Origin of the sequence: Paenibacillus sp. FSL P2-0136, assembly GCF_037975325.1 — a bacterium.
In the GTDB taxonomy this organism is placed as follows: Bacteria; Bacillota; Bacilli; order Paenibacillales; family Paenibacillaceae; genus Paenibacillus_AQ; species Paenibacillus_AQ silagei.
Window position 1 is genome coordinate 1,961,138 of sequence record NZ_CP150244.1, and the last position, 22,905, is coordinate 1,984,042.

The 22,905-nt window shown below is 50.0% G+C and carries 21 protein-coding genes; 19 read left to right on the forward strand and 2 right to left on the reverse strand.

The window, feature by feature from the left end:
- The first annotated feature begins 109 nt into the window (after positions 1–109).
- The 5 genes from NYE26_RS08100 (at position 110) to NYE26_RS08120 (ending at position 2,561) form a co-directional block, all read left to right on the forward strand.
- Positions 110–481: an Imm3 family immunity protein gene (locus NYE26_RS08100; protein ID WP_339255073.1), complete on the forward strand. Its 372-nt coding sequence runs from the start codon at positions 110–112 to the stop codon at positions 479–481.
- Positions 482–714: 233 nt separating this feature from the next.
- A complete protein-coding gene (locus NYE26_RS08105) occupies positions 715–1,065 on the forward strand; it encodes an Imm3 family immunity protein (protein WP_339255074.1) in 351 nt (116 codons plus the stop codon).
- Complete coding sequence (locus tag NYE26_RS08110) at positions 1,062–1,397, forward strand: Imm3 family immunity protein (RefSeq protein WP_339255075.1); 336 nt, start codon at positions 1,062–1,064, stop codon at positions 1,395–1,397. The genes NYE26_RS08105 and NYE26_RS08110 overlap by 4 nt, the downstream gene beginning before the upstream one ends.
- Complete coding sequence (locus NYE26_RS08115) at positions 1,388–1,876, forward strand: hypothetical protein (protein ID WP_339255076.1); 489 nt, start codon at positions 1,388–1,390, stop codon at positions 1,874–1,876. Before NYE26_RS08110 ends, NYE26_RS08115 begins: the two co-directional genes overlap by 10 nt.
- Before the next feature lie 79 nt (positions 1,877–1,955).
- Complete coding sequence (locus NYE26_RS08120) at positions 1,956–2,561, forward strand: DUF1349 domain-containing protein (RefSeq protein WP_036721478.1); 606 nt, start codon at positions 1,956–1,958, stop codon at positions 2,559–2,561.
- Positions 2,562–2,601: 40 nt separating this feature from the next.
- On the opposite strand, the gene NYE26_RS08125 is transcribed toward NYE26_RS08120, so the two are convergent.
- Entirely contained in the window at positions 2,602–3,147 is a 546-nt protein-coding gene (locus NYE26_RS08125) for a hypothetical protein (protein WP_339255077.1), read from the reverse strand.
- Between the two features lie 123 nt (positions 3,148–3,270).
- Between NYE26_RS08125 and NYE26_RS08130 the strand changes: the two genes are divergently transcribed.
- Positions 3,271–3,867: a TetR family transcriptional regulator C-terminal domain-containing protein gene (locus NYE26_RS08130; protein WP_339255078.1), complete on the forward strand. Its 597-nt coding sequence runs from the start codon at positions 3,271–3,273 to the stop codon at positions 3,865–3,867.
- A gap of 22 nt (positions 3,868–3,889) precedes the next feature.
- Here the strand turns inward: NYE26_RS08130 and NYE26_RS08135 are convergent, their stop codons facing one another.
- Positions 3,890–4,852 (reverse strand): NADP-dependent oxidoreductase, encoded by a 963-nt coding sequence (locus NYE26_RS08135; RefSeq protein WP_339255079.1) that lies wholly within the window; start codon positions 4,850–4,852, stop codon positions 3,890–3,892.
- A gap of 183 nt (positions 4,853–5,035) precedes the next feature.
- Here NYE26_RS08135 and NYE26_RS08140 point away from each other — a divergent pair, with 183 nt between their 5' ends.
- The 13 genes from NYE26_RS08140 to NYE26_RS08200 all read left to right on the forward strand — a co-directional run bounded on the left by NYE26_RS08140 (position 5,036) and on the right by NYE26_RS08200 (position 22,877).
- Positions 5,036–5,623, forward strand: a complete 588-nt coding sequence (locus NYE26_RS08140) for a TetR/AcrR family transcriptional regulator (RefSeq protein WP_209872679.1) — start codon at positions 5,036–5,038, stop codon at positions 5,621–5,623.
- A 66-nt stretch (positions 5,624–5,689) separates the two neighbouring features.
- Complete coding sequence (locus tag NYE26_RS08145) at positions 5,690–6,628, forward strand: aldo/keto reductase family protein (RefSeq protein WP_209872675.1); 939 nt, start codon at positions 5,690–5,692, stop codon at positions 6,626–6,628.
- Between the two features lie 18 nt (positions 6,629–6,646).
- The gene (locus NYE26_RS08150; RefSeq protein ID WP_339255080.1) at positions 6,647–7,669 is read left to right on the forward strand and encodes an SDR family oxidoreductase; all 1,023 of its coding nucleotides are present in this window, start codon (positions 6,647–6,649) and stop codon (positions 7,667–7,669) included.
- A gap of 177 nt (positions 7,670–7,846) precedes the next feature.
- Entirely contained in the window at positions 7,847–8,506 is a 660-nt protein-coding gene (locus NYE26_RS08155; RefSeq protein ID WP_339255081.1) for a class I SAM-dependent methyltransferase, read from the forward strand.
- Between the two features lie 131 nt (positions 8,507–8,637).
- Positions 8,638–8,835, forward strand: coding sequence for a DUF1877 family protein (locus tag NYE26_RS08160; protein ID WP_339257397.1), 198 nt, complete (start codon positions 8,638–8,640; stop codon positions 8,833–8,835).
- Positions 8,836–8,880: 45 nt separating this feature from the next.
- Entirely contained in the window at positions 8,881–9,909 is a 1,029-nt protein-coding gene (locus NYE26_RS08165; RefSeq protein WP_339255082.1) for a CapA family protein, read from the forward strand.
- 231 nt (positions 9,910–10,140) lie between these two features.
- Positions 10,141–11,862, forward strand: a complete 1,722-nt coding sequence (locus NYE26_RS08170; protein ID WP_339255083.1) for a histidine kinase — start codon at positions 10,141–10,143, stop codon at positions 11,860–11,862.
- A gap of 40 nt (positions 11,863–11,902) precedes the next feature.
- Entirely contained in the window at positions 11,903–13,462 is a 1,560-nt protein-coding gene (locus NYE26_RS08175) for a response regulator (RefSeq protein WP_339255084.1), read from the forward strand.
- 192 nt (positions 13,463–13,654) lie between these two features.
- On the forward strand, positions 13,655–14,581 hold the full coding sequence (locus NYE26_RS08180) for an ABC transporter permease subunit (protein ID WP_036721498.1): 927 nt from the start codon (positions 13,655–13,657) through the stop codon (positions 14,579–14,581).
- 19 nt (positions 14,582–14,600) lie between these two features.
- Positions 14,601–15,530: a carbohydrate ABC transporter permease gene (locus NYE26_RS08185; protein WP_036721501.1), complete on the forward strand. Its 930-nt coding sequence runs from the start codon at positions 14,601–14,603 to the stop codon at positions 15,528–15,530.
- Positions 15,531–15,597: 67 nt separating this feature from the next.
- On the forward strand, positions 15,598–17,172 hold the full coding sequence (locus tag NYE26_RS08190) for a DUF3502 domain-containing protein (RefSeq protein ID WP_339255085.1): 1,575 nt from the start codon (positions 15,598–15,600) through the stop codon (positions 17,170–17,172).
- Between the two features lie 113 nt (positions 17,173–17,285).
- Positions 17,286–19,640 carry a beta-galactosidase gene (locus NYE26_RS08195; RefSeq protein ID WP_339255086.1) on the forward strand — a complete coding sequence of 785 codons (2,355 nt, stop codon included), beginning with the start codon at positions 17,286–17,288 and terminating at the stop codon, positions 19,638–19,640.
- A gap of 129 nt (positions 19,641–19,769) precedes the next feature.
- On the forward strand, positions 19,770–22,877 hold the full coding sequence (locus tag NYE26_RS08200; RefSeq protein ID WP_339255087.1) for an ATP-binding protein: 3,108 nt from the start codon (positions 19,770–19,772) through the stop codon (positions 22,875–22,877).
- Positions 22,878–22,905 lie beyond the last annotated feature (28 nt).

Genomic DNA, 22,905 nt, shown 5'->3' on the forward strand with positions numbered 1-22,905 from the left:
TAAAGCTGTAAAAATAAGGTTTGTTACAGAGTTGTTTTATCGTTTTAGGGTATCTTAGATCGAAATAACTATCTTAATAATCTGGAGTTGCAAGAAGGAGTAGCACTTTATGGACGATTGGGAATATGAAGAGCTATTTGAAGCAGTGAATAGAAATTACAATAATTATCTTGAACAAAATTTAAGTGATCAACTTGCCCTTGCAAGAACATCCTATGATTTTGAGACAGTTCGAAAAGAAGGGATATTAGAGGATATTATAGTTTCTACAGCGATGGGTGAAATAATTTTGTCGCACCAAAAAGTTTTTATCGGCAATTTAAATTCTATTGAGGAATTATTAATCAATTATAATCCCAATGAGTTATCAGGACTTATATCAATTGAAGATCTTACTGATTTGACTACAAGAATTAATAATGTGTTAATTTCACTTAAAGAATTACCTGTTGATTATAATTCCTTCATAAGAGATAAGTGATGAAGCTTTAGATAAAATTGACCAAGATAATAGTGGGAATTAGTAAAGTAAGTTGTTATTGTATTGTGAATTTTCTGAGAAACAATTTTGCTATTTCTTTACGCAAAGCAGGTCCTCTATCGATATACAATATCATAATGGACTTGCTTTTTATTTTGTTTATTGAAAAAACCATCCTTAACTTTTAATTGAAAATTTCTGTCTCTAGGTGAATGAAGTAGAGGTGAAGTAAAGTGCTATGGAATTATAAAGAACTTGAACAGTTTATTGCGGAAGATTTTGAAGAATTTTTGAAGGAAGGCTTATCATTATCGCAAGTCACAGAAAAATTGCTTGTTGAATATCATCGTGGAATCTTAAGGAGTAACGTTGAAAAACTAGTTGTTTATTTGACAGTTGCTCTTCTTTCTCTTGAAAAAAATTATATTAGAGAAGATATACAATTTGAATTAAATAGTATTATTGATATTTCCTCCACAACCTTAAAGCAAGAATTAGCAGCCGAGGATGCTAAGAAGGTTTTGCAGGATATTGAAAAATATAATCAAAAGTTGATGAATGGGGAGAAGAGGGGGAACATATGAAAGATTGGAGTTATACAGAATTTAGTAAATACATACGTGAAGTTTTTAATAATTCAATAAGTGATGGACTAAATACTCTCCAAGCAGGAGGAAGATGTTTGTACGAGTTATCCAATGTTATAGAGGAGGGGGAAGTTGAGAATATTATATTTTATGTTTGCCTAGCAGATTTACAAATTGATAAAGGTGTAGTCTCACAACGAATCCTCGATGAAGTGAAAAATATTATTAAGGATTTTAATATTGATAAATTAGCCAATGAGTTAGAGATGGAAGATATTGAGGATTTGAGCAGACTTACTCAAAAAGTGAAGGTTAAGCTATGTATTTAATTGATGCAAAAGAAAGAATCAATAGTATTAACTGGGATTTGGCTGGTGGAAATTCACCAGAAGTACAGGCTGATTTGGCTTGTGAATTTTTACGGAGATTAGCTTGTTTTTTTAAAGAGGAGGGGATTAGGCCGATAAAACCTCTGGCTGCAAATATAGCAAAGCTATTAGGCGACAAAGACGAAATAGATATTTCGGAGTATTGTAGCTTGGAAGTTTTGGATTTTTTAGGAGAGAATACATATGTAAAAAATATTGTTCAGTATTATTTACATCTTGCTATGTATGCTGATAAAAATCCAGATAAATATGAGTATTTAAGAATATATGATCCATTATTTAGAATACTCGAAAGAGGAGGCATGTTCGTGCTTAAAATAAATAGTTTAGATATAGTAAATGGGGCGCATATCCCCTTAAATGGATGGTATGACAATTTTATAACCATGAATCCTATCGAGATAGACGGGTTTGAATGAGTTTGAGGTGTAAATTATGTGAGAATCGAAATATAATAGTAGTATATTTTGAATTTCCCAAAAATAGGAGGACTACCAAATGACTAAGACTGATTTCGCAGCGTACCAATGGATGAATGAGGGGAACATCAGGTTTGAGGATGACAGTATTATAATAGAGGCCACTGCTAACAGTGATTTTTTCTGCAATAACGGGGCGGTTGCGGAAGAAGGGCTGACGCCTGAGAGTCTGACCAACGCGCCTTTCTTCTATACTGAAGTATCCGGGGATTTCGTGCTGCGGGTGAAGGTGAGTCATGACTTCCGGGACACGTACGATTCTTCTTCCATTATGATTATGCAGGATCTGTCGGTCTGGGCGAAGGCTTGCTTCGAGCTGACAGATTTTGATACCCACGCAGTGGTCAGCGTAGTTACGAACCAGACCTCGGATGATGCGAACGGCTGCAATATTGAGGGCAATGAGGTATGGCTGCAGGCCGCCAGATCCGGGAATGCCTTTGCTTTTCATTATTCGACCGACGGCGTACGGTTTGACATGATGCGTTTCTTTAACCTTCCGGTGGGAGACACAGTCAAGGTTGGGTTATTGGCGCAGGCCCCTACTGGCGATGGCGGGGATAGAATCTACAAGCATTTCTCACTGGAACAGCGGACGGTGAAAAATATAAGAGCCGGCATATAAGCCGGCTTTTTTTCGATGAACCAGCTGCTCCTGCCGGAGCTTAGCTCGAACCTTTGGCCTGTCTGGGCCAGATGAAATAGGTAACAGTGATAATCAGGTCAATGCCGACCACCACGGACCATACAGTCAGGATACTTAACAGCGTCTCCGTGCGGGCGGCATCGTCGATCCACAATATCAATCCATACAGAATACCGGCAGCGAGCACAAAAGAGAGCAAGTGCTTCACCCAGCCCTTGAAATAATGCTTGGCATGGTCCATGCCGTAACGCTTGGCCGGCTTCGTCCCTTGCTTGGTAACATAGTAGCGGAAGCGTTCGTCGGCCCAAGCGATCATGCTTTTACCGAATACAAGAGACACAGAAATATACACAGCCGCAAGCGCATGGGCTGTCGTAGCGGTAGCGCCCCGTGCCAAATCCACGCCGGAAATCAGTAACAGTAGGATATCGAGGACCGGAGTCATCGCCAGGAAAATTAGCCCCAGTGTAGGCCGCTTGAAGATATAACGTGCTGTAAAGCCTGCAAGAATGACCACCCAGAACAAGACCTCACAGGTCACAATCGCCCATGCCACCAGATTCATATAGCACCCCTTGTTATTGTTGATAGTAGTTATAGCCTAGTCGAAGTATAACAGCGGTCTTTAAATAGTACAACCGTATTATTTAAATTGTGCTTATTATTTCGGGTATGCTACAATATGGTCATGCCAAAAATTGTAGATCATTCCGAACGAAAATCGAATATTGCTGAAGCCACCTGGCGGGTCATTATCCGGCAGGGAATCAAAGGGGCTACGGTGCGTAATATTGCTGCCGAGGCGGGTGTATCCTTGGGTGCGCTGCGCCATTATTTCTCTACCCAGCAAGAATTGCTGGAGTTCGCTATGAATCTGGTGAAGGAGCGCGTAACAGCGAGGATTGTGGACATTATGCAGTCGGAGCTTCCTCCGCGGGAGCAGATTATGAAGGTGCTGCTGGAGCTGCTCCCTACAGACGACAGCAGCATGGCTGAGATGGAGGTATGGTTCGCATTTACCTTCCATCTCAAGACTGGCGGGGAGAAGCCTGTTGAGCTTAATGATGCGATCTATCCGCTGATTGTGCAGATTATTGACTACCTGGATCAGCACGCACTCTTTAAGCAGGGGCTGGATAAGGGGGATGAAGCTGAACGGCTGTATGCTCTGATTGACGGCCTGGCCCTTCATGCCATGCTGGAGCCTGACAGGATGAATAAACAACGTGTGATCCGGGTGCTGAATGTTCATCTGGAGTCTATCTGCACTCCAAGTACGACATAACAGTCTGGTTCTGTATAATGTTCTATCCCTGTCTCAGAATCACTAATTTCCCCCGAACCTTCCGGGTCTCATAATGATTATGCGCACCTACTATCCCCTGCATTGTAAACGGGAAAATCTCCTCCACATGCACCTTAAGCTTATGCTCGCGGACTTGCTGGATAATGGAAGCCAGATCCTTTGGGTTCGGCTCGATATAGGCAAACTGGGCCTCGATTCCGCGAACCTTGGGGTGGGTGGTGATCATCGGGTCTACCAGGGAGATTAGCCTGCCGTTGTCCCGCAGAATCTGAAGGTTCTTCTGTTCGGTTGCTCCTAATCCAGTGTCCGCATTAATGGAAGTTTCTCTCACCATATCCAATACAATATCTACTGTGCCGGTTGCTTCTGCGAAATCAGTGGTCGTGTAGTCAATAACCTCATCGGCTCCAAGCTGCCGCACAAATTCATGATTATACTCCCGGGCGGTGGCCAGGACATAGGCGCCGTGCTGCTTGGCCATTTGCACCGCAAGATGTCCTACACCTCCAGCGCCAGCGTGAATAAGAATCCGTTGGCCCGGGTGCAGCTTGCCGTACTGGAATAAGGACTGCCAGGCAGACAAGGCAGAGGCGGGCAGGGCGGCAGCTTCCTGAAAGGAAAGCTCAGGCGGAATAACAACCGCTGAGTTCTCTTCCAGAGCTAAGAAGTCTGCGTAACCGCCGCCGGACCTGGAGAGCCCCATGACGCGGTCGCCCACCTTCAGCCGTGACACATTTTTCCCAATCGCCCTCACTATTCCGGCTACTTCTACTCCCAGCACATGGGGGAACTGCAGCTGCATCAACTCCTCGAATGCGCCTGAGCGCACCAGTTGGTCAGCGGAACTGACAGTTGTGGCGTACATTTCAATGCGCATCTGAGTCTCGGTGATAGCGGGAGTAGGGAGTACCTCTTCTGTGAATACTTCGGGATTACCATAATGCTGAATAGCAATTGCATGCATAGCTAAATCCTCCGATCCGTGTATTTTGAGCCTCTGTTGATTTACGGGTAGACGTTCACTATAATGATCCTACCAGTGTGGTATAGCTGCATCAATTGCTAGAATTTCGGAATGTGTTCAGTATTGTACAGAATCTGTAGAAGTGTTCAAATCAATTCGAACGGGGCGAAGAAGGGGTTATTTATGGATAGAAGGATACGTAAATCGCAGGAGGCTATTATTGAAGCCTTTATCCAGCTGATTGCAGAGAAGAACTTCGAACAAATTACGATAAACGAAATAGCCGAGCGGGCCAATGTAAGCCGGGGCACCGTTTATTCGCATTATACCGACAAATACGATCTGCTGGACCAGTGCATCAGGACACATTTTGTCAAGCTGATTGACAGCTGTCTGCCGTGCGGCGAACAGGCGCTGTTTCCTACTGAGGCGGCTCTGCACTATACGTTCCGTTACCTCGATGAGCATGCTTCGTTCTATGCAGCGGCGCTGGCTAACCAAGGGGTTCCCGCGTTCCGAAATCGTCTGCAGGCGGTACTGATACGGGGATTCGACAAACAGATGGATATGGGCGGCATTAACAAGATGATGGACAAGGGAATCCTGGTGCAATTTCTGGCTGTGGCAATGACCGGCATGATCGAACAGCTGGTTACGCGTGCAACGCCGTATTCAGCAACAGAGCTATCCGGGCAATTGTGGGCACTCATGGAGCGTAACCAGATGGTCCCGCCGTCCGCTCCGCTTTCTATTTCTACCAAATTGTTCTAGAATGAATAGGTGCATATAGCAACCGGTTGGTGGGAACTGCCGGATTCAGAGAGGAGCAGAGGATTAATGAAATACCGCAGATTAGGTGGGACCGGACTTAAGGTCAGTGAGATTAGCCTGGGAAGCTGGTTGACCTACGGAGGATATGTGGAGCAGGACAATGCCGTTAAGGCCATTGAAACCGCTTACTCCCTGGGCATTAATTTTTTTGATACCGCGAATGTCTATGAGAAGGGGGCGGCGGAAAAGGTGCTGGGAGCTACCCTGAGCAGCTATCCGCGCGAATCCTACGTGCTGGCGACCAAGGTGTTCGGGGTTATGGGCGACGGTCCCAATGACCGCGGCCTGTCCCGGAAGCATATTACCGAGCAATGCCATGCCAGCCTGAAGCGGCTGGGCGCTGAATACGTGGATCTGCTCTATTGTCACCGGTATGATCCGGAGACCCCGATCGAGGAGACGCTGCGGGCGCTGGATGATCTGGTCCGTCAGGGCAAGGTGCTCTATGTTGGAGTCAGCGAATGGACAGCGGCGCAGATGACCGAAGCCCTTGCGGTTGCCGACCGGTATCTGCTGGATCATATCGTGGTCAATCAGCCGGTCTATAATATGTTCGAACGTTATATCGAGAAGGAGATTATCCCGCTTGGGCAGCGCAAGGGAATCGGACAAGTTGTGTTCTCTCCGCTCGCTCAAGGCCTGCTGACCGGCAAATACAGCTCAGTCTCCGAGATTCCGGCAGACAGCCGGGCTGCCCGGCTCGACTGGATGCGCAAAGGAATTACGGAGGAGAAGCTTACGAAGGTTCAGGAGCTGGGCAAGGTGGCCGCTGAACTGGATATCTCAGTAGGCAATCTGGCACTGGCCTGGATTCTGCGTCAGCCGAATGTATCCAGTGCCCTGGTCGGCGCGAGCCGCCCGGAGCAGGTGGAGGAGAATGTAAAGGCTTCCGGCATTGAGCTGAATGAGGATATACTGGCCCGAATTGAAGAAATTATCGGTTAAGAGAGAGGGAGGATACAGATGAAGGTTCTATTTATCGGAGGTACGGGACTTATCAGTCAGGCGGTTTCCCGGCTGGCAGTGGAACGGGGAATAGAACTGTATCTGTTCAACCGTGGAGAGCGCAGCGGCTTCGTGCCTCAGGGCGCTCAGGTGATTCAGGGCGATATCCGTGACAAAGAGAAGGCAGCCGAGGCGCTGAAGGGGCATGACTTCGATGTTGTTGTGGACTGGATTGCCTTTACGCCGGAGCATGTGCAGACAGATATTGATCTGTTCACAGGCAAGACGCAGCAGTATATCTATATCAGCTCGGCTTCCGCATATCAGAAGCCCCAGCGTAATTATCTGATTACCGAAGAGACTCCGCTGGTGAACCCTTATTGGCAGTATTCCCGGGATAAGATTGCCTCCGAGCAGCTGCTTCTGGAAGCGTATCAGAGCAGCGGCTTCCCGGTGACCATTGTCCGTCCATCCCATACGTACGGAGATACAGCTATTCCGGCGGCGCTGACCAGCTGGAGCCATCCATGGTCTCTGGTGGAACGCATCCGCAAGGGCCAGCCGCTCGTTATCCATGGCGATGGTACCTCTCTATGGACATTGACGCATAATACGGATTTTGCCAAAGGCTTCGTTGGATTGCTGGGACTTCAGGAGGCGATTGGAGAAGCGGTTCATATTACCTCGGATGAGGTACTGAACTGGAATCAGATCTATGCGGCCATCGGGGAGGCAGCCGGCCGTGAGCCGAAGGTTGTACACATGTCTACGGATTTCATCGCTGCGAATACCCCGCCGGGAACAGCGGACGGGCTGATCGGGGATCAGGCGGTCAGCAGTGTGTTCGACAACAGCAAGATCAAGCGTCTCGTTCCTGACTTCGCCGCTACTGTGCCGTTCGCTGAAGGGGTGAAACGGTCGGTTGCCTGGTTCGAAGCCCATTCTGAATTATGCACAGTTGACCAGGATTGGTCCAAGATGCTGGACGGATTGATCGCCAGGCACGGCGTCGATGCAAAGCTGCTTAGCTATTACGTGTAGAGAGAACTAATAGTATCTATCAGAATATTTCTTCATACCGGAACAGGTGCTGTCCATAGAGGATGGTGCCTGTTTGTGTATAAGCAGTGTCAGGTTATAACCCAGGTATAGCATGAAACCCGGATTCGTGAATATACTCTGACTACCGAAATCCCCACGAGTAAAGGAGTCCTGGTCATGCCGACACATCCTTACGTCTCCCGTTTTTTTGTGAATACCGATGCACGCCGTGACAAGCTGATTTATGATTTGCCGAAAGCCTGGTGGAGCCGCCCATATGAATATGAATGGTGTACCCATTTCATCTCACCGCATGATGTCGTGCTGGATGCCGCCTGCGGGATCTCTCATCCGCTCAAATTCTATCTTGCCGAGCATAGCGCTGAGGTCTATGCCTGTGATAAGGATGCCCGGATTCTGTCGCATGAAGCGATTATGCAGAATATCACCGAGGATGTCGGAGCAGCTGCAGCCCGTCAGGTGGAGGCCGGACCTGTGAACAGGCTGCACTTGGCCCAGGCTGATTTGACCTCACTGCCTTATGAGGATGAGAGCTTTGATACGGTTTTTTGTATCTCGGTGCTGGAGCATCTGTCTGTGCAGGAAGCGGTCCTGGCCGTCCGTGAGTTTCATAGAACGCTTAATGGAGAAGGACTGCTGGTGCTGACCTTTGATCATCCGACCGTCAACCTGCCGCGGATGAATGAGATTCTGCTCCAGGCCGGATTTCAGTATTGGGGCGAGACGGATTTCAATCTTCCGGCAGATGCCGTGCGTACAGACCAGTGGGGCGGCCTGAGCTGCTTCCGGGCAGTGCTTAAAAAAGCGCAAATCTAGCAAAATTCACCCATCATTTGGTTGTTTCCTTCCATTGTAGTAGAATAGCTTCAAGGGCAGAAGAAAGAAGGAGACAATCTCATGGGGATGATCGGCAATTACCTGACTGTACATGCTGAATTGCTTCAGCTCTGGAGGGAATAGAAGAAGCCTGGCTGAGGGAACACTACCCTTTCCGGCAGATGATGGAGGAAGGAATCTACCCCCTTATGGAGGATGATGAGGCGAAAGAATTCTTTGATTATATCTATACGTATTTCAAGGCCATCCGGGAGTTCTATCAGCAGGCAAGCGCGAGTGCATCCTGCGTTGTGTTCTATATTTCCTAGTCATAGTCATTATTATATTACATTAGAAAAAGGAGCTAGAGAACGTTGCGCAGATATGCTGTTATATTCATGATTCTGCTTCTGCTGGTCCCCGCTGCGGGGATAAGTGCCCAAGGGACTGCTCCGCAGGAGGAAATCCGTCTTACGTTTGCCGGGGATATTCTGCTGGACGGCTTTGTCGGCGACCAGATTGCCAAGTATGGCGTAGATTTCCCGTTCGCCAAGGTGGCGCCTGTGCTGAAGAAGGCCGATCTTGCTTTTGCCAATCTGGAGACTCCAGTCTCTGTGCGCGGGGCTGCGGCCAGCAAGACGTTCGCCTTCCGTTCCAAGCCGGCGGCACTTGCGGGATTAAGTAAAGCGGGGATCGACGGCGTGAGCGTAGCCAATAATCATATTCTGGATTACGGCCGGACCGCGATGCTGGACACGCTGATTCATCTGGATAAGAACAATATTGGACACACCGGTGCGGGTGCCAATATGGATGAAGCCTTCAAACCGTATGTCAAGACCGTCAAGGGCAAGCGGATCGCCGTTCTGGGTACAAGCCGTGTGCTGTCTGACCCTTCCTGGTATGCAGGCAAGAACAGCCCGGGAGCAGCCTCAGCTTATACGGCAGAGCCGCTGCTAAGTGCGATTAAGAAGTCTGCCAAGGATAATGACTATACGGTTGTCTATATTCACTGGAATCAGGAATTCAAGGATTACCCGGAAGCGTATGCGCGGAAGCTGGCCAAGCAGATGATCGACAGTGGGGCAGATATCATCCTGGGCGCGCACAGTCATTGTCTGATGGGTATTGAATATTACAAGCATAAGCCGATCTATTATTCACTGGGCAACTTTGTGTTCAACCGTTCTACACGGGGCGGAGACAAGACCCTGCATTCCATGCTGGTTAACTTCACCATTAACCCGTCAGGGGTAAACAGCAGCATTACACCGGTCAAAATTATTGGCGGCCAGCCGAATTTCATGGGGGATGCCTACAATAAAGAAACCATCAAGAAGCTGAACCAGCTCTCCTTCAATGCGAAGATTGCAGCGAACGGGGCAGTCAGTGAGAAGCTGTGAAATAAGCCGGCGTAACAGTTCTTATCCATGAATCTGTATGATCCATCTCTTATAGCCCGGGGAGCCGCTTCCTAATCCTCCCCGGGCTGTTTTGCGTTTTCCCGGTATTCTTCATTTTGTGCTATTCATTCTTAGCATTGTGCTAACAGCGCGGAGTGAATCTGCTCTACAATATGAATATTAGTTCTATAGAATAGCTGTAACGAATTCCATGCAGAGGATGTCCAGTGAATGATGCCCAAGCTTAAGAAGTACATGCCTTTCACCTATAAAATGATGATTCCTTATCTGCTGCTGGTTCTCCTCACGGATGTGTTCATCGGCTATATCTCCTATTCCATGCTGACGGATTCCAGGACAGAGATGGCCGAGTCCAACATCCGCACAGGTATGGAGCAGTCGAGGAACAATATCCGCTATCAGATGGATGAAATACAGCGGATGTCGGACAACCTGTTCGGCAGCCAGCCGTTCCAGCGTGCGCTTGAGCTGAAGGGGACGCCGTTTGAGATCTATCTGACGATGCTTGACGAGATTATCCCCCAGATTACCGCGCCGCTGCAGCTGTTCGGGAACAAGATCCGCTTCATGCTCTACACCCCGAACCCAGATCTGAACATTGTGTCCGGGGATAATCTGGATGAGCCGATCATTACCAGCGATTACTACATTCTGCCGCTGGACGATATTACAGGCAGTCCATGGTATCGCTCGCTGAAGGATTCCAAGCGTGATAATTTGTGGCTGCAGATTGATACGGACCAGAAGCTGGGCAACCTCTCGCATGTACGCAGACTCGTCAACTTCAGTGATTACAAATCTCTGATCGGTTATGTGCGGATTACGGTATCGCTGGAGGACCTGTTCGGCGGCTTCGACACCTTCCCGCTGGAGGAAGGGATTACGCTGCGGCTGGTGGAGGAGACCACCGGGGACGTTCTGTTCCAGCGGGGTCCCGCCAATAATAGCAGCCGGGAGGGGAGCTTCCTCAGGCTGCAGGAGCAGATTCCGGGCAGTAACTTCATAATTGAAGCGATGGTTCCGCATAAATATCTCACTCAGGATGCCGGACGCCTGCGCCGTGTGATTATCGCAGTCTGCAGTCTGAGCTTCCTGGTTATGACCTTGATCGGGTATGTGGTAGCACGGATATCGGGACGCAAAATGAGCCGGATCGTAGGCCTGGTACGCTCCTTCCAGGACGGGAACTTCCAGAAGCGCATCCGCTTCTCCGGTAATGATGAATTCGTGCAGATCGCGGATTCCTTCAATGATATGGCCTCCAACATCCAGGGGCTGATCAACAGCGTGTATGTGCAGGGAATCCAGAAGAAGCAGGCGGAGCTGGAAGCCCTGCAGGCACAGATTAATCCGCATTTTCTCTATAATACGCTCTCTACGATCAGTAGCCTTGCTAATCTCGGGGAGATCGGCAAGGTCACGGAGATGGTCCAGGGGCTGTCCCGGTTCTACCGGCTGACGCTCAATCAAGGCAATGTCTATATTGAACTGGAGAAGGAGCTGGACCAGGTGGCTACTTACTTGGAGATCCAGCGGGTCAAATATGCGGATGCCTTCACGCTGCACGTGGATGTGGACGAGGAGATTCTGCACATGCAGGTGATTAAGCTGCTGCTTCAGCCTTTTGTCGAGAATATATTCAAGCACGCCTGGTTCGGTGAGACCATCGCCATCCGGCTGACCGGCAAGCGGGTGGGGGACAATATTGAGCTCAAGGTAATTGATAACGGGATTGGCATGCGTCCTGAAGTGGTTAAGCGTATGATGCAGGGGCCGAGCCAGTCAGGCGGTTACGGTGTGAAAAATGTGGATGAGCGGATCAAGCTCAGATACGGCGATGCTTACGGGGTGAGCATTGCCAGCTTCTACGGAGGCGGGACAACCGTGCGGCTGCTGCTCCCTGCCGGGCTTCAGGGTGATGAGGAGCTGTAAGACTTAGGGTCAGTTACACATACAGGAGGACAAGATTGCGATGAGTATCAATGTATTGCTGGTTGACGATGAAGCGATTGATCTGGAATGGCTGCGGCGCAGAGTACTGGCCAGCCCGCTGGATCTTGCAGTGGTAGGAACGGCGAACAGCGGCTTCAATGCGCTTAAGATTATGGAGCAGGAGCGGGTGGATATCATCCTGTCCGATATACGGATGCCCATTATGACGGGGACAGAATTCGCGCGCCGGGCGAAGGTGATCCATCCAAAGGTCAAAATTGTCTTCATCAGCGGCCATGAGGATTTCAGCTATGCCAAGGAAGCGATTGAGATCAATGCCTCCGGTTATTTATTGAAGCCTGTGGAAGACAAGGATCTCTACGACATGCTCGAATCCCTGTCTGCCGCTCTGGAGCAGGAACGGGAGAAGAACCGTTCATTTACCGAGGCGCTGTCCCTGGTGAACAAGGAGCTGATTCTGCGCTGGTTCGAGGATGCATCGCCTGAGCCGGCGGAGCAGCATCTGCGCAGTGCCCTGAATCCGCTGCTCATGAAGGGGGCGGCTACAGCAATTATTGAGATTGATGATCTGGAATGGAAAATGCGCGACCTGTCCGAGGAGGATGCGCGGGTCAAGACGCGGCAGATGGCCGGACTGATCAGAGCGTTCGTAGAGAGCGCCCAGCTGGGAACACTGATCCCCGTCCATCATCACCGGTTCGTCATTCTGTGCAGCCTTCCGCAGGACAGCTTCCTCAGTCTGCTGGATGAGCTGATTAAGCAGATGGCCGGGAGCTCACCCTGCACCTTAACCATCGGGGTCGGGCGTTACGCCCAGGATGAGGCGGGGCTGCATGAATCCTATCAGCAGGCAACGGCTGCACTCAGTGCGAAGTGGCTGCTGGGCAAGAACCGGCTGATCCGCGACAATCTGGAGTCCTCCCCGCGCGGGACGCCGGGGGCAAGGATTGAACAGACCGTTGTGCAGCTGCTGGAGGCTATCATCCAGTACGATCTGGTGGCGATTGACGATCATCTGCTGGAGCTGTTCACGAATGCGGGCAAGAAGGATGTCTATGAGCTGATTATCCGGATCACCTCCAAGCTGCATGCGGACCTGCAGCAGCAGAATGAGAATCTGTATGAGCTGCTCCAGTGGGAGTCTCATCAGCCGGACATCCTGTTCCAGTTCGAGACGATTCACGATATCCTGTCGTGGATGAGACGGAGATTCTTCGAGCTGTCGGAGCTGCTGTATGTGAAGCGGCAGCGGCAGAAGCGCAAGCTGATTGACGAGATTATGAATTATGTGGAGGAGAATCTGGAGAAGAAAATCACGCTGAAGGAGGTAGCCGCCCACTTCGACTTCACCCCGAATTATCTGGGCTTCCTGTTCAAGGAAGAGTATGGGGTGCCCTTCAGCGAGTATGTTAACGAACGCAAAACAGGCAGAGTGTTCGAGCTGCTCAGTGATCCGACGCTTAAGATCTATGAGATAGCCGAACGGATGGGCTATAAGAATATTATCTATTTCAACCGGCAGTTCAAGCAGATCACCGGCATGACGCCGGGGGAATACCGCAAGAAGCAGAAAATCTAAGCTGATGATTACCAAACGTTGCCAGTCCTGATTTCCAAATCAGAGGCAACGTTTTTTGTTTTTTTGGAAAGTATATATTTAAACGGATCGTTGAAAAAGTATTACTTTTAGTTGATAGCCCTAATCCACACCGGAAGGACGCTTATTTATAATAAGGCTATAGAGAAATGGGAATGGGAAAGGGGATTCAAGATGAAACAGAAACAACACGGATTCTGGGATGACGTCAAGAAATACAGATCCTTGCTTCTTATGCTGACACCGGCAGTATTGTTCTTTCTGCTATTTGCTTATCTGCCCATGTCGGGCATAGTGCTGGCATTCAAGCAATTTGATTATACTGGCGGGGTATTCGGCAGTCCGTGGAACGGACTGGATAACTTCAAATTCTTCATTGATTCCGGTGACGCCTGGCGCGTAACCCGAAATACAGCGTTATATAACATCGCATTCATCGTTGTGAACAACGGGCTTCAGATCTTCGCAGCGATCCTGCTGTTCGAGGTAGCGGGCAAATGGTTCCGCAAGCTGACCCAAACGGTATTGTTCCTGCCTTATTTCATCTCCTGGGTTGTAGTTGGAGCCATTGCGTACAACCTGTTCAACTTCGATGTAGGTACCGTTAACGTATTGCTGAAGGGACTCGGTATGCAGCCGGTGGATATCTATAATACGGCAGCCTACTGGCCGTTTATCCTGGTCATTGTCTCCGCCTGGAAGACACTGGGCTACGGAACGATCATGTATCTGGCCGCCATCACCAGCATAGACACCGAGATGTACGAAGCCGCCGAAATTGACGGGGCGAATATTTTCCAGCGGATTATGAAAATTACGATTCCTAACCTGATGCCGACTGTCATCATTCTGGTGCTGCTGGCGATCGGTAATATCTTCCGCGGAGACTTCGGGATGTTCTACAATATGGTCGGCAACAACGGCCTGCTGTTCTCATCCACAGACGTAATCGACACCTTCGTCTTCCGCTCGCTGACCACATCCAATGAAATCGGGATGTCTGCGGCAGCCGGATTCTACCAATCCCTGCTCGGCTTCGCAACCATCATGCTGGCCAACTATGCAGTACGCCGATACGACAAGGATCGCGCTCTATTCTAGGACAAGGAGGTAATGCCCAATGAGTTCAACCACTGCAAATATTAAATCACCGGAAGTACGCAGAAAGCCTGCTAACCGGGACAAGATGGTGCTATCCATCATCGGATACGTAACCTTAACGGTACTGGCCATATTCTGTATCTTCCCGTTCATTCTGGTCATCTCTTCCTCTCTGAGTGAAGAGAGCGCGATTATCGAGAAAGGGTTCCAGATATTCCCAACCGCCTTCTCGACAGAGGCGTACAGCTTGCTGTTCAAGTATCCGGCTGAGATGCTCAGAGCGTATGGCGTGACGATCTCCGTTACGGCCATCGGTACTATCGTCGGATTATTCCTGACGTCAATGACAGCCTACGTGCTGTCCCGGAGAGATTTCAAATGGCGCAGCCGCTTCTCCTTCTTCTTCTTCTTCACTACATTGTTCAGCGGCGGTCTGGTTCCATGGTATCTGATGATCATCAACTATCTGCATCTGAAGGATACGCTTCTGGTACTGATTCTGCCGATGATGATGAACGTCTTCTATATTATTGTCATGAAGTCCTTCATGAGCAGCATCCCGGATGCGATTACAGAATCCGCCAAAATTGACGGAGCCGGAGATTTCCGGATCTTCATGCAGCTGATCGTGCCGTTGTCCAAGCCGGCGCTGGCGACCATTGGCCTCTTCATTGCCTTGGCCTACTGGAATGACTGGTATAACGCATTGCTCTTCATCTCCAAGTCGGAGCTGATGCCGCTGCAGTATTATCTCTACAAAATGTTAGGCAACATGGATGGAATGCGTAAGGCGATGATGGCTTCCGGTGCGGTGGTCAACACAGACCTGCCAACCGAAAGTCTGAAGATGGCCATGACGATTGTGGCTACAGGACCGATCCTGCTGGCGTATCCGTTCATCCAGAAGTATTTTGTAACAGGACTTACGATTGGCGCAGTCAAAGGATGATTACAGGGCAACCTGGTTATCAATATAAGACTTAAAGCAACTATTATTTAAGGGGGAAATACAGGTCATGATGAACAAGAAAAAGAAACTGACAGTTACGCTTGCAACGATTCTGGCGCTTGGAACGGTCCTCAGTGCCTGCGGCGGCAATAATAATGGTAATACAGGAGCGGAGGCTACGAAGGCTCCGGCGACATCGGAAGGAGCAACAAATTCCGGTGCTCCGGACACTTCCAAGGAAGTGAAGCTCAAGATGATTCTGCTCGGGCCACAGCCCGGGGATTATGACAAGGTCTTCGGAGAGCTGAACACTAAGCTCAAGGAAAAAATCAATGCTACCGTAGAAACCGAATTCCTCGACTGGTCTGACTGGACCCAGAAATACCCGCTGAAATTCGCAGCAAATGAAGACTTCGATCTCGTATATACAGCGAACTGGGCCTTCTATAACGACCAGGCGCTGAAAGGCGGATTCCTGGAGCTAACGGATGATATGCTGACCAAATACATGCCACAGACCTGGGAAGCGATGCCGAAAGTGAACTGGCAGCAAGCCAAGGTGGACGGCAAGCTCTATATGGTTCCTAACAACAATGTTGAAGTAACGGACAAAGTGGTGCTGTACCGTGAGGATCTGCGCAAAAAACACAATCTGCCTGAAATCAACAGTGCTGAATCATATGCTACTTATCTGAAGGCCATTGCCAAAGATGAGAAAGGCATCACCGCATTCGGTGCCAAGCCTGCAGACGGCTGGAAATTCCATGAGCTGGATCAGACGCTGCTGGAGCAGAACAACAACTTCAACCTGGTAGATGCAAGCCTGCTGCCGCTGGCGTACAAGCTGGATGATGCAACCGGTAAAGTCTTCAACATCTATGACACACCGGAATTCACTTCCCTGCTTAAATATTACAAAGACCTGGCCGATAACGGCGCGTGGTCCAAGAACGTAGTCAGCAACAAAAACGATGTATGGCAGGATGTGAAAGCAGGCAAAGTATCCTCTTATGCGCACAATCTGGGTACTGTAGCTGCTAACCTGGCTGAAATGCGCCGTGACAAACCGGATGTAGAGCTGGGCATTGCTGACCTTACCCCGGACAAAAAGAAAATTGCTGCGATCTCAACGCAGAACGGGATGTCGGTGCATGCAACCTCCAAGAATCCTGAGCGCGCACTGATGCTGCTGGATTTACTGCAGAATGACAAGGAAATTCACGACTTGACTATGTACGGTATCGCCGGAAGCAACTACAATCCGGAAGGCGACAAGAAGTTCACCGCCGGTCCTGCTGCCGCTAACTACACAGGCTTCTCGAACTGGGGCTGGAACTCCCCGCTGAACCGTCAGGATGCAGCGTATCCTAAGGAAGCGGACGATATGTTCAACACTTGGCAGTCCAGCATCTATCACTTCCCGCTGGAAACCTTCGTCTTCGACACTACGCCAGTGAAGAACGAAGTGGCTAATATCGGCAACGTGATGCTGCGTTATGCGATTCCGCTTGAATATGGCTTGATCGAAGATCTGGCGAAAGGCCAGGCAGACCTGATCAAGCAGCTGAAATCAGCAGGTCTGGATAAGGTGCAGACTGAAATGCAGACACAGATCGATGCGTTCCTCGCAGCGCAGAAATAACAGAATAAGCTTACGGGCTGCTCCAAAGCAATAGCTTTGGGGCAGTTTTTATGAAAATATAAGAAGGTATAGATTGTACACGGATCATACAATATGGCAAAGGAGCAATTCTCATGAGATATACGATACAGGCTGGGGTGTCTCCCAAAAAAATCTACCCGTCCACACTGAAGCTGGGCGGGAGCAATCCCCAAGGGGATGAGATCCGCTTCACGAATTATTATATGGAGCGCAGCGGCAAGCCTTATTTCGCCATCTGCGGGGAATTCCATTATTCACGGTATCCCGAAGCGGATTGGGGGAGTGAAATCGCCAAGATGAAGCTGTCCGGCATCAATGTGGTGGCGACCTATATCTTCTGGAATCATCATGAAGAGGTGGAAGGAGCATTCGAATGGGCAGGCAACCGCAATCTCCGGAGATTCGTGGAGCTGTGCCGGGATAATGGCCTATACGTCATTCTGCGTGTGGGTCCGTTCTGTCATGGCGAGGTCCGTAACGGCGGACTGCCGGACTGGCTGTTCGGCCGGGAATTCGATGTGCGCTCCAATGACGAGGGCTACCTGAAGTATGTGAACCGCCTGTTCAAGGAGATCGGCAATCAGGCCGATGGACAGATGTTCAAGGATGGCGGCCCGGTGATCGGGATTCAGCTGGAGAATGAGCTGAATGCTGCGGCCGCTCTCTGGGAAGAGACCGCCAAGCAGGGTGACGAATATCTCAGCGGCGGAGCGAGCGGTGAAGCGGGATCTGAGCATATGCGTCTGCTTAAGCAGTATGCGGTGGATTCCGGTCTGATCGCTCCGATCTATACCAGCACCGGCTGGGGCGAGGCGCCGTTCCTGGAGGATGAGGTGCTTCCGCTCTACGGAGGGTATGCCTATACTCCGTGGAGCATCAGTGACCCGAATCAGGTTCAGAAGCCGACGCCGGAATACGTATTCGTGAATTTCCATGATGACAAGGCGCCGGGCGGCGAATTCAATCCGCCGTATGCGCGGACGAAATACCCGTTCGCTTGCTGTGAGATGGGCGGCGGGATGCAGACCTGGTATCTGTCCCGGTTCCAGGTTGAGCCGGAAAGTGTCATCGCCATGACCTTAATGAAGCTTGCCGGAGGCTGCAACTTCATCGGGTATTATATGTTCCATGGCGGAACCAATCCGGTGGGAAGAACGGGATACCTGAATGAGAGCACTACGCCGAAGCTGACCTATGACTTCCAGGCGCCAATCGGGGAATTCGGCCAGATCCGTGAGTCGAATCACCTGCTTCGTCCGCTTCATTATTTCCTGCGCCGGTTCGCAGACCGGCTTGCACCGATGGCAACTGTGCTTCCTGAAGGGGCAGAAGCAGTTACGCCAGAGGATGCGTACACGTTGCGTTATGCAGTCCGCACGGACGGCAAGTCCGGCTTCCTGTTCGTCAATAACTATCAGGACCATGTGGAGATGGATACGCACGAGGAGGTTGTGTTTGCGGTAGAACTGGGAGAGGAGACGCTAAGCTTCCCGCAGCGGAGCAAGCTGACGGTTCAGCCCAAGGCTTCCTTCCTGCTGCCGTTCAACTTCGCGCTGGATGGTCTTAATCTCAAGGCTGCCACGGCCCAGCCTGTTACGGCTATTGAAACGGAGGAAGCAGCCACCTACTTCTTCTCTATGCCGGAGGGCGTCGACGCTGAGTTCCAGATTGACGCGGATGCCGGTATTCTGGAGGTGAGCGCGGAGACCGGAGACGTAGCAGAGAATGGCGGCTATAATGTGCTGATTCCGCATCACCAATCTTCTATGATTGTGATCCGGCGGGACGGAGCCAGAGAAGTCCGTATCTATGCCATGAGCGCTCGTGAAGCTGCGGCTCTGTGGGAGCTTGAGGAGGACGGCCGCAGCCGCATCATCTTCTCACCGGTTCCTCCGGTTCAGACCCCGGGCGGAATTGAATTCATCAGCCAGGGGCATCATGCATTCACATTCCGTGAATACACGGGCGGAACTGAGGCGGCAACGCAGTGGAATACCGCACAAGCGGATGCAACGGTCAGCGGACGACAGGATGGCTGGTTCCAGGCTTACGAGGTACAGGTACCGCAGAAGGAAATCACGATTCCGATGCGCCGGATTCAGGATCACAAGGTTGTCCTCCAGTTGCCCGAAGAAGTCCTGGAGGGTTCGGAAGAAGTCCTGCTGAGCATTGATTATACAGGCAATGTGGGCTATGCCTTCGCTGCCGGGCAGCTGTTCCACGACCATTTCTATAACGGCCTGCCGTGGGAGATCGGCCTATCCCGGTTCCGGGAGGTACTGCGCCGGGGCGAGATCGTTCTGGAAACGACACCTCGCCGGACAGGTGCTGTTAAGCTGGCCGACGATGCAGCCATGGCTGTGGAGAAGGTATTCGAGGGCGAAGCCGTTGCCGTGTTCCATAGTGTGACCGCAACAAAGGTGTACCGGATCGGACTAACAAGATAATGCAAGAAGGAAGCACTGTCCAGGAAGCTCCGCTGGATGGTGCTTTTTTCTGTTTAAGTATTTTGTGAGATTTTTATAAGTGCATTAAGTTAGAATGAGAACATCGATGATTTAAACTGGAGGCTGTTTGTGAGAAAGGTAAATATCCGCAGACTTGCGGGAATCGGCATATTCTTCTGTATTATCTTTTCTTTGATCTTCATGATCTTCTCACTGACCCGGCCTCCTCAAAATGAGGTAAGCGTGGAGAAGGGAGTACTGGATCTGTCCTCATGGAATCTTGAGCAGCAGGGAGTCGTGAATTTGGATGGTGAGTGGGAGTTTTACCAGGATAAGCTGCTGAGCCCTGAGGATTTCCGGCAAGGCCGGTATGATTCTCCGCCTGCCTATTTGAAGGTTCCCGGTACCTGGCGCGGCAAGAATCCCGCTGGCGGGATGAGCAGCAGGGGTTCAGGCACCTACCGTTTACAGGTATTATTGAAGGATACCGATGAAATACTCGGCTTGAAAATAAGAAGCATCCGCATGGCCCACCGTCTGTTTATTGGTGGACAGGAGGAGGGGGCCAGCGGGCTTCCTTCCACGGACAAAGGCGCGTTTCAACCCGGAAACACACCGTATTCGATATTTTTTCATCCGGATGCCCGCAGGCTCGAGATTGTGATCCAAGTCTCTAACTATAATTTTGTCACCGGAGGAATTGTGAACTCCCTCACGCTTGGAGCACAAGAGGACATCACCCGGCGCAACATGATACAGATCGGTGCGGATATCGGAATCATTTTGATCTTGGCCATGTTCGGTGCCTATCACCTCAGCTTCTATTTTATTGGCCGCCATGAGAAGGAGTATTTGCTTAGCGGATTTTTCTTATTGTTTCTGGCCTTGCAGAACTCCTTGTACGGGGAAAAGATGTTTCAGCGTCTCCTGCCGTCGGTCCCCTTTGATTTTTCGTATAAGCTGCTGGATGTCAGCCACTTTCTTAGCGCGATACTGATTATTGTGTTCTTTTGTACCGTAGAGTCGCACCTGATGTCGCTGCGCAGGCTGAAGCTGATTCTTACCCCGTTTATGGCCTATCTTGTTATGGTTGTGCTTTTGCCATATGCGGTGCATATTCGAGTGAAATATTTCTTTATATTCTATCTCTGGATCGTTATGCTCGGCATTGTAGCGAGAATGGTCTATTTGTATATCCGCAGGCAGAGTCAGGTGGCAGACCGTGCGGAGCTGATGCTGTTCATTGGCGGTGCCATCTCGCTGATAATCTATCTGATGAATGACGGCCTTTATTCCGAGAATATTGTCCAGAGCAATTTTACAGGAAGATGCGGAGTTATTGCATTTATTGTGCTCATTAATATCCTGCTGGCCGTAAGGTTCTCGAATGCGTATGCCAAAACAGAGATTCTATCCCGTAAGCTATGGACAGCGAACCAGCTTAAGGATGAATTCCTGATGAACACCTCTCATGAGATTAAGACACCGCTTCATGGAATAATGAATATGACCTCTTTTTTACTGGAGAATCAGGAAGAGAATTTGCATGCAGGCCAGAAGCAGAATCTGTGGCTGATTAAGGATACATCCACGAAGCTGTCGATGCTGATCCAGGATCTGATCGATGTCAGCCGGTTGAGGCACGGAGAGCTGCGATTGCACCAGACCGCTGTTGATCTAAGAGTGGCTGTCCAAATTGTATATGATATTCTCCGGTTCGAGCTGGCGGGCAAAGAGGTGCAGCTGCTAAACCAGGTGGAGGCCGATACATGGGTACTCGCGGATGAGAGCAGACTGCGGCAGGTGATGTATAACCTGGTTCATAACGCGATTAAGCATACCCTTCAGGGATCGATTCAGATTACAGCAAGAGTAGCCGGGAGTGAGGTCTTCATTGAAGTGGAGGACACCGGAACAGGGATATCCGAAGAGAACCATGCGGCGATCTTTGAATATTTTGAGCAGGTGGACAGGCTGCTGCCGCAGGACGGATATACCGGAATGGGGGTAGGGCTGTATATCAGCAGGAAGCTGGTGGAGCGTATGGGCGGTGTGATTCGGGTGGATTGGTCCGAGAAGGGCAAGGGAACCCGCATGGTATTTACGCTGCCCCTAGTAGACCCTATTCCCGAATATCAGCAGGCTGCCGTATCCGAACCTTACGCGCTGCATGCCGAAGTTGATTATACGGTGCTTGATGTACTGGACCGGGAAGGGCAGACCATTCTGATTGTAGACGATGAGGCCTCCAACATCCATACCCTGCTGAATATTCTCCGTCGTCATGATTATAATGTGCTGATAGCCTTCTCCGCCAAGGAAGCATTGACCAAACTGCAGGAATATCAGCAAGTGGATCTTGTCATTCTGGATATCATGATGCCGGGTACATCGGGGATAGAATTATGCCAGTCACTGCGCAGCCGTCATTCTATACTTGATCTGCCGATTCTGTTCGCCACAGTCAAGGATGCACCTTCCGATATCGCGCTGGGCTTCCGGGCCGGGGCGAATGATTTCGTGACCAAGCCCTTTGAGAGCGAGACGCTGATGGCCCGGATTCATAACCTGCTGGCCATGAAATTGTCGATCCAGGAAGCGATCCGGCATGAGCATGCGTTCCATCAAGCCCAGATCAAACCGCATTTCCTGTATAATGCGATGAGCAGTATTATCTCATTCTGTTATACCGATGGCGTCAAGGCAGCTTATCTGTTAACCATGCTCAGCCAATATATGCGCTTTATTCTGGATATGGACCGCTCCACACTTGTCATTCCGTTGTACCGGGAGCTGGAGCTGATTCAAGCCTATGTGGAAATTGAACAAGCCCGCTTCGGGGAGAGGTTCGACTATAACAGCCAGGTGGATAATTCCCTGAAGGCAGTGAATATCCCGTCCCTCTGCATCCAGCCATTTATTGAGAATGCCATCCGTCATGGACTGTTCGAGAAGGAGGGGCAAGGCAAGGTTGCCTTAAGGATTCAGGCTGGTGACGGATACATGAGGATTATAGTCGAAGATGACGGTGTAGGCATTCCCGCTGATCTGTTATATACATTGAACAGTCAGGGAGAGCTGCAAGGAAGCATTGGTATTCAGAATATCCGCAAGCGTCTGGATATGATTCCGGGAGCCAGCTTAAGCATTCATTCTGAAGCAGACAGCGGTACGAAGGTAACGATCTATCTGCCGCTCAGCGGCGGCGGCTCCGGGCAAGGGGCTTCTGAGGAGTAGGAGTAAATATGATTCTGCGTGAAGGAGG